The sequence below is a fragment of the Burkholderia sp. USMB20 genome (genome assembly GCF_000949135.2).
Lineage (GTDB): Bacteria > Pseudomonadota > Gammaproteobacteria > Burkholderiales > Burkholderiaceae > Burkholderia.
In genome coordinates this window covers 548658-563338 of the sequence record NZ_JTAN02000021.1, presented here as the reverse complement: position 1 = coordinate 563338, position 14681 = coordinate 548658, and the positions used below count along the sequence as shown (strand labels likewise).

General features: G+C 67.2%; 17 protein-coding genes. 10 read left to right on the top strand and 7 right to left on the bottom strand.

The features are described 5' to 3' along the window. Positions 1–27 precede the first annotated feature (27 nt). Complete coding sequence (locus PL79_RS32845) at positions 28–834, bottom strand: SDR family oxidoreductase (protein WP_044843058.1); 807 nt, start codon at positions 832–834, stop codon at positions 28–30. A gap of 72 nt (positions 835–906) precedes the next feature. Continuing rightward, positions 907–1617 carry a GntR family transcriptional regulator gene (locus tag PL79_RS32840; protein WP_044843059.1) on the bottom strand — a complete coding sequence of 237 codons (711 nt, stop codon included), beginning with the start codon at positions 1615–1617 and terminating at the stop codon, positions 907–909. Positions 1618–1916: 299 nt separating this feature from the next. On the opposite strand from PL79_RS32840, the gene PL79_RS32835 reads away from it, so the two are divergent. The 3 genes from PL79_RS32835 to PL79_RS32825 all read left to right on the top strand — a co-directional run bounded on the left by PL79_RS32835 (position 1917) and on the right by PL79_RS32825 (position 3682). Next, the gene (locus PL79_RS32835) at positions 1917–2417 is read left to right on the top strand and encodes a type VI secretion system amidase effector protein Tae4 (RefSeq protein WP_082088418.1); all 501 of its coding nucleotides are present in this window, start codon (positions 1917–1919) and stop codon (positions 2415–2417) included. After that, complete coding sequence (locus tag PL79_RS32830) at positions 2414–2857, top strand: type VI secretion system amidase immunity protein Tai4 (RefSeq protein WP_044843060.1); 444 nt, start codon at positions 2414–2416, stop codon at positions 2855–2857. The genes PL79_RS32835 and PL79_RS32830 overlap by 4 nt, the downstream gene beginning before the upstream one ends. Before the next feature lie 93 nt (positions 2858–2950). Then, positions 2951–3682, top strand: coding sequence for a class I SAM-dependent methyltransferase (locus tag PL79_RS32825; RefSeq protein ID WP_044843061.1), 732 nt, complete (start codon positions 2951–2953; stop codon positions 3680–3682). Positions 3683–3706: 24 nt separating this feature from the next. On the opposite strand, the gene PL79_RS32820 is transcribed toward PL79_RS32825, so the two are convergent. Both PL79_RS32820 and PL79_RS32815 read right to left on the bottom strand, forming a co-directional pair. Next, positions 3707–5125 (bottom strand): cytochrome-c peroxidase, encoded by a 1419-nt coding sequence (locus PL79_RS32820; RefSeq protein ID WP_044843062.1) that lies wholly within the window; start codon positions 5123–5125, stop codon positions 3707–3709. A gap of 111 nt (positions 5126–5236) precedes the next feature. After that, positions 5237–6910, bottom strand: coding sequence for a phospholipase C (locus PL79_RS32815; RefSeq protein ID WP_044843063.1), 1674 nt, complete (start codon positions 6908–6910; stop codon positions 5237–5239). A gap of 343 nt (positions 6911–7253) precedes the next feature. On the opposite strand from PL79_RS32815, the gene PL79_RS32805 reads away from it, so the two are divergent. After that, positions 7254–8165: an EamA family transporter gene (locus PL79_RS32805; RefSeq protein WP_044843064.1), complete on the top strand. Its 912-nt coding sequence runs from the start codon at positions 7254–7256 to the stop codon at positions 8163–8165. Positions 8166–8213: 48 nt separating this feature from the next. Here the strand turns inward: PL79_RS32805 and PL79_RS32800 are convergent, their stop codons facing one another. Further along, positions 8214–8687, bottom strand: coding sequence for an Lrp/AsnC family transcriptional regulator (locus PL79_RS32800; RefSeq protein WP_044843065.1), 474 nt, complete (start codon positions 8685–8687; stop codon positions 8214–8216). Between the two features lie 318 nt (positions 8688–9005). Between PL79_RS32800 and PL79_RS32795 the strand changes: the two genes are divergently transcribed. The 6 genes from PL79_RS32795 to PL79_RS32770 all read left to right on the top strand — a co-directional run bounded on the left by PL79_RS32795 (position 9006) and on the right by PL79_RS32770 (position 13338). Next, positions 9006–10391, top strand: coding sequence for an amino acid permease (locus PL79_RS32795; protein WP_044843066.1), 1386 nt, complete (start codon positions 9006–9008; stop codon positions 10389–10391). Between the two features lie 43 nt (positions 10392–10434). Beyond that, on the top strand, positions 10435–11637 hold the full coding sequence (locus tag PL79_RS32790; protein WP_044843067.1) for an amino acid aminotransferase: 1203 nt from the start codon (positions 10435–10437) through the stop codon (positions 11635–11637). 131 nt (positions 11638–11768) lie between these two features. After that, the gene (locus PL79_RS32785) at positions 11769–12167 is read left to right on the top strand and encodes a DUF488 domain-containing protein (RefSeq protein ID WP_044843068.1); all 399 of its coding nucleotides are present in this window, start codon (positions 11769–11771) and stop codon (positions 12165–12167) included. A gap of 103 nt (positions 12168–12270) precedes the next feature. Then, positions 12271–12561, top strand: a complete 291-nt coding sequence (locus PL79_RS32780; protein ID WP_044843069.1) for a DUF1488 domain-containing protein — start codon at positions 12271–12273, stop codon at positions 12559–12561. Between the two features lie 16 nt (positions 12562–12577). Continuing rightward, positions 12578–12817 (top strand): hypothetical protein, encoded by a 240-nt coding sequence (locus tag PL79_RS32775; RefSeq protein ID WP_044843070.1) that lies wholly within the window; start codon positions 12578–12580, stop codon positions 12815–12817. A gap of 167 nt (positions 12818–12984) precedes the next feature. After that, positions 12985–13338 carry a hypothetical protein gene (locus PL79_RS32770; protein WP_044843071.1) on the top strand — a complete coding sequence of 118 codons (354 nt, stop codon included), beginning with the start codon at positions 12985–12987 and terminating at the stop codon, positions 13336–13338. 20 nt (positions 13339–13358) lie between these two features. On the opposite strand, the gene PL79_RS32765 is transcribed toward PL79_RS32770, so the two are convergent. Then, entirely contained in the window at positions 13359–14138 is a 780-nt protein-coding gene (locus PL79_RS32765) for a helix-turn-helix domain-containing protein (RefSeq protein ID WP_044843072.1), read from the bottom strand. A gap of 17 nt (positions 14139–14155) precedes the next feature. Then, complete coding sequence (locus tag PL79_RS32760) at positions 14156–14563, bottom strand: response regulator transcription factor (RefSeq protein WP_044843073.1); 408 nt, start codon at positions 14561–14563, stop codon at positions 14156–14158. Positions 14564–14681 lie beyond the last annotated feature (118 nt).

Sequence of the window (14681 nt, the reverse complement as noted above, 5' to 3'; positions counted from 1 at the left end):
TCCTTTCGATGAACGATGCGGGGGGCGTCAGAGCACTTCGACGTTGCCGCAGACGGAGATCGCCTGCCCGGTAATGCCATGCCCGCCCGGCGAGCACAGGAACAGCGCGGTCGCCGCAATTTCGGCCGGCTCGGTCATGCGCCGCAGCGAGATCTTCTCGAGATAGCGCTTCTCCATCTCGTCGTAGCCGATGCCGAGCTGCTGCGCGCGCGCCTCGATCACGCGGCGCATCCGCGGGCCGCGCACGATGCCGGGCTGGATCGCGTTCACGCGAATGCCGAGCGGCCCGAGTTCGATCGCGAGGCTTTTCACGAGGCCAACCACCGCCCATTTCGTGGCCGCGTAGGGCGTACGAAACGCGTAACCGAGCCGGCCGGCGACCGATGACAGCGCGATGATCGCGCCGCCGTGTTTCGAGTCGCGCAGCAGCGGCACCGCGCGGCGAGCGAACTGGAATTGCGCGTTCAGGTTGATCGCGACGGTCTGCTCCCACTGCACGGGGTCGATTTCGTCGATGCCGCCGGTCGGGCCGGCAATGCCCGCGTTGTTGACCAGCACGTCGAGGCCGCCGAGCGTCGTTGCGACGTCCGCGAACACGCGATCGACCGCGGCGGGATCGGATACGTCGGCCAGCGTCGCACTGATCGCGCCGGTTGCGGCGCGCGGCGGCCGGTCGGCGAGCGCCGCGATCGCGGCTTGCGACGCGTCGCACACGTGCACGCGCGCGCCGCATTCGGCGAACGCGTTGGCGATTTCGAGGCCGATGCCCGATGCGCCGCCCGTCACGAGGACACGCAGGCCGTCATAGGGTTTCAGCAGGTCGGAAGCTGTCATGCCGGGTTGTCTCCATCGTTGGTGTAGTCGGATGCGGCCGCTCGCGATTCGTCCGGTCGCGGCGGGCGGCCGCTACGGTTTCGCGTTCACGGTTCGCGGTGTCTGTTCGGCCCGCAGCGTCTCGGCGAGATCGTGCGCGGCGCCGCCGATGTCGAGCGCGATGCCGGCCCGCACACCGGCGCCGTCGCGCCGTTCGAGGGCATCGACGATCGCGCGGTGTGCATCCATCGAGCGCCGCATGTGCGGAATGTCGAGCGCGACCATGTTGAGGAACGGACCGACGCGCATCCACAGGTTCTCGACGATCGCGAGCGTGCTTTCACTGGCACCGTGCGCGTAGATGGCGCTGTGAAACGCGAAATTGCTTTGTAGGTAGGCGCGCGAGCGGCCGGCCTCGACGTGCGCCTGCATCGTCTCGCAGGTCTTGCGCACGGCGGCGATCTGCGCGGCGGTCATCCGCCCGCACGCGCGCTCGGCGATGCAGCCTTCGAGTGCTATCCGCACGTCGCGCAGTTCGTCGAGCATGTCGAGCGTCATCGGCGGCACGACGAGCGCGCGGTTCGGGCCGTCGACCAGCGCACGTTCGGCGCGCAGCCGCGTGAGCGCTGCGCGCACCGGCATCGTCGACGAGCCGACGGCCTCGGCGACGCTGCGCAGGCTCAGCGCCTGGCCAGGCGCGAAGCGGCCGCTCATCAGCGCTTCGCGCAGTTGCTGGTAGACCTTGTCGGCCATCGTTTCAGATTCGATGGCTTTCAGTGCGGGCGGGACGATACGGGGCGCCAAGGCAGGGTTCTCCGGGGTTTGATCTGCGATCTGTGATCACACTTGAGATGTGTGAAGTTTTGACGATTGGGCGGACGGAGTCAAGGCGATTCGGGTTGGGGAAAACGAGGGGGAAGCACGGCAATCTGCCGGATGTACCCCTGCCGCCGTCACGGCATTGGTATTACAAAAACCTTTCGATCAATGCATCATGATGCATGCGGCGAATGCCCCCAAGGCTGTCAGGAAACCACGCGGGGCCGTGATTTTTCCGACGCACGCCAGCCGATTCGACTTCATTCCAATGACAAGGAGCCAAAGTGAAACGACCGTCATTTGCCGTTGCGTGGGCGGCATCCCAGCGAATTTATGATCCGGCCAATTCCGGCGAACGGGTCGCGAAAATGATCGGTGGATACGTCGAGAAGAACGTGAACAATCCGAGCCCTTCGGAACAGTGGAGCAATACCTGCGCGGTGAGAATGAGCTACATCCTCGGCGAGGCCGGCATGGTGATTCCCCGAATTTCCGGGCAAACGGTATCGGGCGGAGACAATCGGCAATACTTTTTTCGCGTTCGTGACTTGAATCGCTTTCTCGAGCAGCGGTGGGGGAAGGCGGAGGTAGTCAGGTTTCCGCCGTCGAACGGTGGACCCTTGTCGGGGCGACAAGGCGTCATCCTGTTCGAGGTCTCCGGCTGGAGCGACGCGCAGGGTCACGCAACGTTGTTCAATGGAAATACATGTTACGACCGCTGCTACTTCAATGAGCCGAGCGCACGGTATCGTACGGATCGGGCGAATTTCTGGAGCCTGTCATGAGGAAAGCCTGGATCGCGATCGCGCTGACGTGTGCGGCACTTCATCCTGCAACGGTGTCGGCGAAGGAAGCGGCGCAAACCTCGCCGGGGGCCGGTTCACGTACGTACATCCAGAACTTCAAGGACATGGCGCTCGCACAGTGTCTGGCCACTGCGTATCGGCAGGAGTCCGCCGTAAGCAAGGACATCGGCAGCAGCACGAACGCGCTGCGCGACTGGACTTACTACGACCTGGAGCGCGCGCCGGACGTCGTTCGAGCGCTGGTCGCGAAGTATCTGGCGCGCGATTACCGGAATCCGGTCGTTGAGTCGGAAATCAAGGACGTCAAATTCGACTTCCTGAAATGCATGGACCTGTATCACGGCAAGGAGCTCGACGCGGCGGCGAAGCGGCTCGTCCTGCGGCCCAACAGCACATACCGGGCCGAGAACCCGCGATAGTCCTGAAGCGCCGCAGCGGCGGCGCCCCGACCATCGCCATGCGCGCCCCGATCGTGCAGAATCGATCTTCCAATCCTAGCCCAAGGATGCCGCATGCCCGATTCGAACGAACCGTCCGCCCGCAGCGCCTATGCGACCTTCGCGCAACGCTACGCGGACATCGCGCCGACCAAGGCGCACAACGCACTCTACGAGCGTCCGACAACGATGGCGCTGCTCGGCGACGTCGACGGCCTGACGGTGCTCGACGCCGGCTGCGGGCCCGGCATCTGCAGCGCGCATCTCGCGCGCCACGGCGCGACCGTCCACGCATTCGACATCACGCCCGAGATGGTCGCGCTCGCGCAAACGCGCTGCGCAGGCCTCACGGTCGACGTCGTGGAGGGCGACCTGGAGGTGCCGCTCGCGTGGCTGCCCGACGCGTCGTTCGACAAGATCCTGTGCTCGCTCGCGCTCGACTACGTGCGCGACCTCGCCCCGACGCTGCGTGAATTCAGACGCGTCGCACGGCCCGGCGGGACGCTCGTGTTCTCGATGGCGCACCCGATGCGCGACTGGATGGACGAGCGTACACGCGGGGGCGCCACGTACTTCGATACGAGCCGTTTCGGCTTCCACTGGTCGGGTTTCGGCGAACCGAAGCCCTATGTCGAAGCGTGGCGCCGGCCGCTTGCCGACATCCTGAACGCGCTCGCCGACACCGGCTGGCGGCTCGACCGGTTCGTCGAACCGAAGCCGCTGCCCGAGATGAAGGCCGTGTCGGAGCGGCTCCATGCGGAGCTGTCGCTGGCGCCGGCGTTCCTCTGCATCCGCGCGCAGCGCTGACCAAAAGCGGCGGCGGGCCAGCCGTCAGCGTGCCGGCTCGTCGGTCAGCGTGCCGAGAAACGCTTCGATATCCTTGATGTCCTGCTCGGTCATCGCGGGCTTGTCGCCGGGCTTGCGATCGAACGGCGCGTCCGTCACGTCGACGTTCGCGCGGTACTTCGCCGGGATGTCGTCGTACACGTCGACCTTGCCGTCCGCGCCGCGCGGATAGAACTTCTGCGGCGAGATGCTGCGTTCGTTGTAGAACGCCATCACCTGGTCGAGCGTATGGAACACGCCGTTGTGGAAGAACACGTGGCGCGTCGCCGCGTTGCGCAGCGTCGGCGTGAGGAACATCGCGCAGTACTGCGTCTGGTCCTTCAGGTCCTCGCGGAACGGCCCGCACACGCCGAGATCGTAGAACGCCGGGTTGCGGTTCTGCGCGAGCGCCTTGTTGCGCGGCGCGCCGAGCGCCTCGTACTGGTAGTCGGTAAACATCGGCGGCAAGCCGTCCTTGCCGGGCTTCGACAGGTGGCAGCCCGCGCAATTCGCCTTGTCCGGATCGTTGAAAAGCTTCAGCCCGCGCAACTCGGCCTGCGTGAGGCGCGCGCGACCTTCGAGCCAGCGATCGTACTTGCTGTAGTACGGATGGAACGACGGATCCTCGACCTGATACCGCGCGATCGCGAACATCGCCTCCGACACCGCGAGTTGCGGCGTGGCGAACACGCGCGGCCCGAACAGCTGCTCGAACTGCGCGCGATGCGGCGACTGCGCGAGCTTGCGCGCGACGTCGTCGATGCTCGCATTGGCCATCTCGACCGGATTCAGCAGCGGCCCGAACGCTTGCTGCTGCAACGTATCGGCGCGGCCGTCCCAGAACATCCCGCCTTGCGGCACAAGTTGCGGCGCGGCCGACGCGCCGGCCACCTTCTGCGCCTTGACGACGCCGGCCGCGGATGCCGCCTGCTGCGCGACGCTCGGCGCGGCGTCGTTTTCGCCCGCATCGGGGCCGATGCTGAAGTTCGGCTGGCGATACAGGTACATCAGCGACGGCGGCGGGCGGTAGCCCTGCTGCGTCATCGCGAGGCCGCCCGGCTGCACGTCGAGCCCGTTCGGCGGGCCGTACGCATGATCGGGGCTGTGGCACGACGCGCACGACTGCTTGCCGGATGCCGACAGCGACGGATCGGCGAACAGCGCGCGCCCGAGCTGCGCGACCGCCGACAGCGGCTGCGCGGCTGGGCGCTGCAGCACGACCGGATGCGGATTCGCACCCGTCCAGTCGGCGACGACGTCGCCGATCGCCGCCGGCGTACGAGCCGGAAACGCGATCGCGAACGCGCCGTAGCCGAGCACGGCCGCGCCGAGCGCGAACGCCGCGCGGCGCAGCACGCGGGCAGGGGAACGCGACGCGGCGGCGCCGGATGCGTCGGGAGACGGGAACGCGGGACGAGCTGTCATGCTGTCGGTCGAAAATCGGGCACCGTGTGAAAGCGGCGCGTTAAACGGAAACGGCCGGCGCACGATGCGCCGGCCTGCTGTTGCCTGCTGCGACCGGTTACGCGATGCCGGTCAGATCGACGGCGCCGCGCTCAGCACGGTGCCTTGCGCCGGATCGAGATACAGCGGCGCCGTGTTCGGCTTCGACGAGAAGTCGAACAGCCCGCGCAGGTCGCCGGCCGTCGCATCGAACGAACCGCCGCCGATGCGCTGGCCGCCGAGCCAGTTGTCCTCGATGAAGCGCACGACGGACGCCTGGTCGATCAACGTGTGGTCGACGTAGTTCTGCTTCGCGTACGGCGAGATCACGACCAGCGGGATGCGCACACCCGGGCCGCAGCGGCCATTCACCGTGCCGCCGTTCACGCCGGTGGTGCCGCCCGAGCCGCACTTGCCGTTGCCGTTCACCTGGTCGACCGCGTCGGACGACGCGCGGGTCGGTGCCGTGTACGCGTGGTCGTACCAGCCGTCCGAGTCGTCATAGGTGACGATCACGGCCGTGTTCTGCCAGTCGGGCTGCTGCTGCAGGAAGTTGACGACCTTCGTCACGAACGCCTGCTCGTCGAGCGGATCCGAGTAGCCGGCGTGCGCATCCTGCGCGGCCGGCGCCTTCAGGAAGCTGACCGACGGGAAGTTGCCGGCCTTCACGGCCGCGAAGAAGTCGTCGGTGTCGTACTGGTGGTTCGCCGGTTCGGCCGTCTTGCCGTCGGCTTCGAGGCTCGAGCCGATCGCCGCGACCGCGCTCGGGCGCGTGTGCTGCGGGTTCGCGGTCGACGCGTAGTACTGGAACCAGTTGTGGTGCGGGATGTAGTCGGTCGTCGCGGCGTTCACGGCGGTGGCGACCGTGCTGCGGCTGCAGCCGGTCGTGCCGTTGCTGTTGGTCGTCGACAGGTTGAAGCCGCCCATGAAGCCGCCCCACGTGATCTTCGCGCCGTTCAGCAGGTCGCCGATGTTCTTGCCGCTCATCATCGCCTGGTCGGTCGTGCTCGAGCACACGTCGAAGCCCGGGTCGACGTCGTTGATCATCGTGAAGCCGCCCTGGCCGTCGTTGATGTAGTACGAGGTGGCGGCGAGCGTCGACGGCTGCTTCGACGTCTTGACGATCTGCATCCCGTTGGTCTGGCCCGACACGACGTTCAGCGCGCCCGGCGTCGACGGGCCGTAGACCGTCGTGTACGCGTTGTCGCTCATCGCGAAGCGCTGCGCGTAGTTCCACAGCGCGGTCACGGTGTTGCCGTCGAAGTAGCCCATCACCTGGCCCTTCGTGCCGAACGCGCCGGCGCCGCCAGACGAACCCTTGCCGGTGTACTTCGGGAACAGGTCGGCGAGGCCGTTGTCCTCGGCCTGCTGCTCGGCCGTGTACGCGTGGTTCTGGTCGGCGGTCGCGGCCTGCGTGCGGTCGAGGCGGAACGGGTTCGCGGCGTCGGTGCCGTTGGCCGTGTTCGTGAAGTTCGGGTTCGCGGTGAGCAGCGTGCCCGTCAGCCCGTTGATCGCCGGCGTGCCGGGCTTCGCGTTGAAGGCCGGTTCGCCGGACGGGTTCGACGCGTTCGGGTAGGTACCGAAGTAGTGGTCGAACGACACGTTTTCGCCGTAGATCACGACGACGTGCTTGATCGGCGTGGCGGTCTGCAGCGCGTCCTGCGACGACACGGCGGGCGTCGACGTGGGATCGTCGCTGCCGCCGCAGGCGAACAGCGCAAGCGCCGCGGCTGCGCAGGCGGTGACGAGCAAGGCTTGACGGAACATCGGGAAACTCCAGGTAGGCTTTCGACGGTGAAGATCGGCCCCGTCGCCGTGTCGGTCCGGCGCGGAACGCGATAAAGCACCGGCATTGAAGCAGTTCGGTATGAAGATATGGGGGCGGACCGGTTTCGCGACGGTTGCGCCGCGGTATCGATTCCATTACGGCGCGACGCGGCGCGAAAGAAAGCGGAAAGGGGCCACGCGGATGCAACCTGGGCGACACATTGGGCGGCGCGCACGGTCACGGCCGTGCATGCCGCGCGGGGCGGCCGGCAGCGCGCGGCGGGCCGGTTCGTGGGGTGCCGGGCCGCGTTCTTTTTTGACAATCGTGTGACGCATTCATACGATGGTTGGCCCGCGGCGACGATTTCGCGTTGCCGGCCGTCAGCGAGGACTCAACGTGCCGATTCCCGTTCTGTTTGCGGTCCTGTGCGCGGCCTTCCTGCATGCGTCGTGGAATGCGCTCGTGCGCAGCAGCGGCGACCGGTTGCGCTCGGCCACGGTGCTGCAGATCGCGATCGGGCTGTTCGCGCTGCTGTTCCTGCCGGCCGCCGCGCCGATCACGCCGGCGAGCTGGGCCTGCGTCGTCGCATCGGCGGTGCTCCACGTCGTTTATACGCTGCTGCTGGTGCGCGCTTACGAGCACGGCGACCTGAGCGTCGCGTATCCGGTCGCACGCGGCACCGCGCCGCTGCTCGTCACGCTGGGCGCGGCGGCGTTCGCGGGCGAGCGCCTGAACGCGGGTGCGCAAGGCGGGCTTGTGCTGATCTGCGCCGGCATCATGGCGATCGGGCTGGAGCGCGGCCGCGGCGCGCGGCACCGGATGACGCAGGTGCTGCCGACTGCGTTCGCCACCGGCGTATCGATCGCCGCGTACAGCGTGGTCGATGGAATCGGCGTGCGGGAAAGCGGCAGCACGGTCGGCTATACGGCGTGGATGTTCGTGCTGACCGGCTTGCTGATGGCCGCGTACTACCGGCTGCGGGCGGGGCCGCTGCGGCTCGCGCAGGATGTCGGTGAAACGGCGAAGGCCGCATGCGGCGGCGTGTGCGCGGCGCTCGCATACGGGATCGTGATCTGGGCGATGGAGCGTGCGCCGATGGGCCCGGTGTCGGCGCTGCGCGAAACGAGCGTGGTGTTCGCGGCGCTGATCGCGCGCGTCTATCTCGGCGAGCGGCTGACGCCGCGTCGCGCCGGCGGGTGTCTGGTGATTGCGTGCGGGGCGTTGCTGATCAGCGCGTCCGAAGCGGTGCGCTGAGCGCGGCTGCCGAACCGGGCATCGCCCCGCCGGTCGCGCGGCGCCGCATCAGCCTTCCACCGGCATCGCACTCGTGCACTTGATCTCGTCGAGGCACACGCTCGAATGCACGCCGCTCACGCCGGGAATTCGCATCAGCGTTTCGAGCAGGAACGTGGACAGCCCCTTCAGGTCGCGCGCGACGACCTTCAGCACGTAGTCGATATCGCCCGTCACCGAGAAACACTCCTGGATCTGCGCGAGATCCGACACGAGTTTCTGGAACTTCGACAGGTCGCGGATATGCCCGCGCTCCATCGTCACGTGCACGAACGCGGTGACGCCGAACCCGAGCGTGTCGGGGCACAGACGGGTTTCGTAACGGCGGATCGCGCCGATCTCCTCCAGCCGGCGGTGGCGTCGCAGCGTCTGCGCGGGCGACAGGCCGACGGCCTTCGCCAGGTCGAGGTTCGACGCACGGCCGTTCTCCTGCAGCACCGACAGCAAATGGCGATCGATGCGATCGAGAACCGGTTCAGGCATTTTTGTTTCCTCATCTGTCTCCCGCGTGCAATCTTATCTCATAATGTAGGGTTTGCATGAGCCGGTTACGCAACCCGATTTCGCTGTCGCGACGCTAAACTGACGCCGGATTTTCGTGTGCGCCTGCAGCAAGGCGGCGAGAGCGACGGTCGGTGGCCGGTCTGGTGGGCCTGCCGACAGAAATCGGGGGTCGCCACGCGAAGATTGCAGTCCCCAACCCGGCGGCTCCACGAACGGCCGCCGGCACAGCAAAACAGCGCCCGGCACACCGAGGCGCGCCGCACCGCTTCCGGCGGAGGCGGGCAAAATGGAGAAGACATGGTTTCTGGAAACGAGAAGGACGGCCTGAAGCGGGGGCTGAAGAACCGGCACATCCAGCTGATCGCGCTCGGCGGCGCGCTCGGCACGGGGTTGTTCCTCGGCATCGCGCAGACGATCAAGATGGCCGGCCCGTCCGTGCTGCTCGGCTACGCGGTGGCCGGCGTCGTCGCGTTCTTCATCATGCGCCAGCTCGGCGAGATGGTGGTCGACGAGCCGGTCGCCGGCTCGTTCAGCTACTTCGCCGACAAGTACGTCGGCCACTTCACCGGCTTCCTGTCCGGCTGGAACTACTGGGTGCTGTACATCCTCGTCAGCATGGCCGAGCTGTCGGCCGTCGGGATCTACGTGCAGTACTGGTGGCCCGGCGTGCCGACCTGGGTGTCGGCGCTGGTGTTCTTCGTCGCGATCAACCTGCTGAACCTGGCGAGCGTGAAGTCGTACGGCGAGACGGAATTCTGGTTCTCGATCATCAAGGTCGCCGCGATCGTCGGGATGATCGGCTTCGGCGGCTGGCTGCTCGCGAGCGGCCATGCGGGGCCGGAAGCGAGCGTCGCGAACCTGTGGCAGCACGGCGGCTTCTTCCCGAACGGCGTGTCGGGGCTCGTGATGTCGATGGCGGCGATCATGTTCTCGTTCGGCGGGCTGGAGCTGATCGGCATCACCGCGGCCGAGGCCGACGATCCGAAGCACAGCATTCCGCGCGCGACCAACCAGGTGATCTACCGGATCCTGATTTTCTACATCGGCGCGCTCGCCGTGCTGCTGTCGCTGTATCCGTGGGAGAAGGTCGTCACCGGCGGCAGCCCGTTCGTGCTGATCTTCCACGCGCTGAGCAGCAACCTGGTCGCGAACGTGCTGAACGTGGTCGTGCTGACGGCCGCGCTGTCGGTCTACAACAGCGGCGTGTACAGCAACAGCCGGATGCTGTTCGGCCTCGCGAAGCAGGGCAACGCGCCGACGGTGCTGTGCTCGGTGAACAAGCGCGGCATTCCGCTCGCCGCGCTCGGCGCGTCGGCGCTCGCCACCGGCGCGTGCGTGCTGGTCAACTACTTCATGCCGGGCAAGGCGTTCGAGGTGCTGATGGGCCTCGTCGTGTCGGCGCTGATCATCAACTGGGCGATGATCACGCTGATCCACCTGAAGTTCCGCCAGGCCAAGCGCATCGCCGGAGAGCAGACTTCGTTCCGCAGTCTGGGCTATCCTTTCACGAATTACCTGTGCCTGGCGTTCATGGCCGGCATTCTCGTCGTGATGTACCTGACGCCGGATCTCCGCCTGTCGGTGTACCTGATTCCCGTATGGCTCGCGGTGCTCGCAGTCGGGTATCGCTTCCGTCAGAAGAATGCGGACTATGTGATGCGCGACGGCGCGTCCGCGCGCTGACACGGGCATCCCGACCATTCTTCCAAACGAGACCGACATAGCCATGTTCGAACACATCGACGCGTACCCGGGCGATCCGATCCTGACGCTCAACGAGAACTTCCAGAAAGATCCGCGCGATCAGAAGGTCAACCTGAGCATCGGCATCTATTTCGATGCCGAAGGCCGGATTCCCGTGATGGGGGCCGTGCGCGAAGCCGAAACCGCGCTGCAGCGCGACCTCGGCCCGAAGCCTTACCTGCCGATGGTCGGCCTCGCCGCGTATCGCGACGCCGTGCAGGCGCTGGTGTTCGGCGCCGATCATCCGGCGCGTGCGGCCGGCCGCATCGCGACCGTGCAGACGCTGGGCGGCTCGGGCGCGCTGAAAGTGGGCGCCGATTTCCTGAAGCGCTACTTCCCGGACGCGCAGGTGTGGCTCAGCGACCCGAGCTGGGAAAACCACCGCTTCATCTTCGAGCGCGCGGGTTTCACGGTGAACACGTACCCGTACTACGACGAAGCGACGGGCGGCCTGAAGTTCGACGCGATGCTCGCGGCGATCGACGCGCTGCCGGCGCGCAGCATCGTATTGCTGCACGCGTGCTGCCATAACCCGACCGGCGTCGATCTCGACGAAGGCCAGTGGGAGAAGCTGATCGACGTGATCGAGGCGCGCGGGCTGCTGCCGTTCGTCGACATGGCGTACCAGGGCTTCGGCGCGGGCCTCGATGCGGACGCGTTCGCCGTGCGCGAACTGGCCCGCCGCGGCGTGCCGGCACTCGTCGCGAACTCGTTCTCGAAGAACTTCTCGCTGTATGGCGAGCGCGTCGGCGGCCTGAGCGTCGTCTGCGACGATGCGGCCGCGGCCGAGCGCGTGCTGGGCCAGCTGGCCGGCGCGGTGCGCTCGAACTACAGCAACCCGCAAACCTACGGCGCGAAGGTCGTCGCGACCGTGCTGAACATGCCCGCGCTGCGCAAGCAGTGGGAAGAGGAGCTCGCCGCGATGTGCCGCCGGATCGCGCGGATGCGCCAGTCGATCCACGACGGCCTGCGCGACTACGTCAGCGGCGAAGCCCTCACGCGCTACGTGAAGCAGCGCGGGATGTTCACGTACACGGGCCTGACCGAATCGCAGGTCGATGCGCTGCGCGAAGTGCACGGCGTGTATATCCTGCGTTCGGGCCGCATGTGCGTCGCGGGGCTGAACGATTCGAACGTCGGCATCGTCGCGGATGCGATCGGCAAGGTGCTGAAGAGCGGCGTCTGACCGGCGCGCCCCCGGGCGCCCGATCGCATCGCATGAACCGGCTGTCTCCCTCGCGGAGGCAGCCGGTTTTTTCTTGCGCGGCGGCGGCGCGGCGGTACGATGGCGGATCGAACGCAAGACGAAGGAGCGGCATGGCAATTCGAATCGTACGGCTCGGCACGCCGCGCGCGGCCGGCGAGGGCCTGAGGATCGGCACGGTGCGGCGGCCGCCGCGCGGGGTACCCAAGGCGGAATTCGCATCGCGCAACTACTATGATGTGTGGCTGCCGACGCTGTCGCCGAGCCCCGAGCTGGTCGCGCAGGCGCAGGCTGCCGAAACCGACGCCGAGTGGCGTGCGTTCATGCGCCACTTCCGCGCGGAAATGACGCACGGCGACGCACCGAAGGTGCTGGACCTGCTCGCCGCGCTGTCGGCGACGAGCGCGTTCTCGATCGGCTGCTACTGCGAGGACGAGCGCCGCTGCCATCGCAGCGTGCTGCGCGAACTGCTGGCGGAGCGCGGCGCGGCGATCGACGCGGAAGCGGGCTGAGCGCCCGTCGGGCGGCACTTCGTGCGGCGCAGCGAACCGGTTGACGTGGGTCAAGCGTGCGGTGCCGCGGGCCGCTATGCTCATGTCATGAATTGCCCCGACGATGACAGGCGGACAGATGCAGATTGCCTTTCCACCCGAACCGCCCGAATATTGCGCGCGCGATCTGGTCGTCGCGTTTTCGGCGCTGGTCGACGGCCGCTGCGTGCAGTGCGCGATCACGGCCGAAGCACTGGAAGACCATTTCGGTGCGCCGTCGCTGCTGGAACGGGATTTGCTGGATGCGTTCGATGCGCACCGGTCGGCAATCGAGGCGAAGGCACGACAAATGCTCGACGAAATCGGCGGCCGGCCGGTGTTGCTGCACAGTGGTCACTTCCGGATGGACGGCTGATTCCGCAGGAGGACGCATGACACTGCAAGGCACGATTCATGAACGCGACTGGTCGGTCGAGATCGAGACGCGACAGTGCGAATCCGGCGAGTTCCGCTGCCGTGTGTCGGTCGAGCACGGCAGCGGGCCGGCGCGCTTTCACCACACGTTCGAGCACAGTCATGCGTATCCCACGGAGCACGAGGCCGCGATCGAAGGGTTGCGGGCCGGGATGACGTGGATCGAAATGAAGGCGTCGCAGACGTTCAGCATGTGAACCGCCTCGCGCCGACGGCGCGGAGGCAATGCTGCCACGGCAGTGATCGCCGCATCGGTCGTCGCGCCGCGCGACATGCGTGCGGGCGGATTCCGCGGCGGGCAGGGCAGGGAAACATGGGGCAGGCAATCCGGTCGACGAGCGGCGACCGCGTCAGGAGGAACGACATGGGCGTGGGCATGCAGATCGTCTGCGTCGGATTCGCGGGTTCCGCCGCGCTCGAAGGCGAAGCGGGGGCGCAGCTGGTGCGGCTCGAACGATTCCGCGCGCGGCTCGACGATTGCCTGCTGGCGATCGAGTCGCGCACGACCGGCGACGGCGGCCGGACCTACGACGTGCACCTCGAACTGCTCATGCATGATCGCGCGCCGGCGGTGCTGCCGGGCAGCAGCGGCGACGACGTGAACGAGACGATCCGGCGCGTGTTCGCGCAAGCCGAACAGGCGCTGTCCGCCTGGCAGGCCGGCGAACCCGAAGCGGTCGCGCGGCATGCGGCCACGACGGGCGCGGCCGCGCAATGACGCCGGCCGCGCGTCGGGCGTCAGACCTGCGCGAGCGCCTGCGCGTCGAGGATCCGCACGCGCTTGCCGCGCGTTTCGACGAGCGAATCCCGATGGAACCGCGAGAACATCCGGCTGACGGTCTCGAGCTTCATGCCGAGATAGCAGCCGATTTCCTCGCGCGTCATCCGCAGGTTGAATTCCGATGCCGAATAGCCGCGCGCCTCGAAGCGCGCCGACAGGTTCAGCAGGAACTGCGCGACGCGCTGCTCGGCCGACATCGTGCCGAGCAGCAGCATCTGGCTCGATTCACGGACGATCTCGCTGCTCAGCATCTGGTAGAGGAAATGCTGCATCGGCTTCATCTCGCGGCACGCCGCCTCGAGCGCGCCGAACGGGATGATGCACACGACGCTGTCCTCGAGCGCGATCGCGTCGCAGCAGTGCTGGCCGCTGCCGATGCCGTCCATGCCGAGCGTTTCACCGGCGATCTGGAAGCCGGTCACGTGCTCGCGGCCGTCGCGATGCATCATCACCGTCTTGAACGAGCCCGCACGGACTGCATAGATGCTGTGGAACGGGTCGTCGATGCGGAACAGCGCGTCGCCCTGGCGAACCTGCCGGGTCGAGCAGATGATCGCGTCGAGGCGGCCGTACTCGTCCGCAGTCAGGTCGGGCGGCAGGCACATCGAGCGCATCGCGCAGCCCGAGCAGCGCGCGGCCGGGGTTTTGACGGCGTCGGTGCGCGCGACCGCACGAAGCGGAGTCGTTGGCCGAGGCGCGACGGGCGGGGCGGTGGCGCAGGCAGTGGCGGTAGACATGAGTCACTCCGGCTCGATCAGGGGTGGTGCGCGCGAGCGTGCACCAGGGATTCGATGACGCGGCATGCGGCGTCGAATTCGGCGGTCTTGTCGAAGAAATAATCGGCGCCGGCCGCCGCGCATGCCTCTCTGAATGCCGCCGCCGAGTGGTTCGTCAGCACGATCGTGATGACGCGCGGCGTGGCCTTCGACAGCATCCCGATCAGGTCGAGACCGCTGCCGTCCGCGAGCCGCAGGTCGACGATCACGACGTCCGCGTGGCTGCTGCGGATGTGCATCCACGCGTCCTGGCCGTCTTCCGCTTCGCCGACGACCGCGACGCCGCGGATCGCGCCGACGAGAAGCGCGATCCGTTGCCGGACGGCGATGGCGTGATCGACGAGAAACACCCTGAGCGCGACGGCGGGTGACAGGCTGGCATTCATGCCGGCAGTATCGTGTTGCGCCGCCAAAAATGAAATCGGCCGAACTGGAAGTTTGTGTAGGCCGCTTCGACGTGTTGTAGGGCGATTCCTACAACGCGTACGGGAAGGCGGCGGCGAC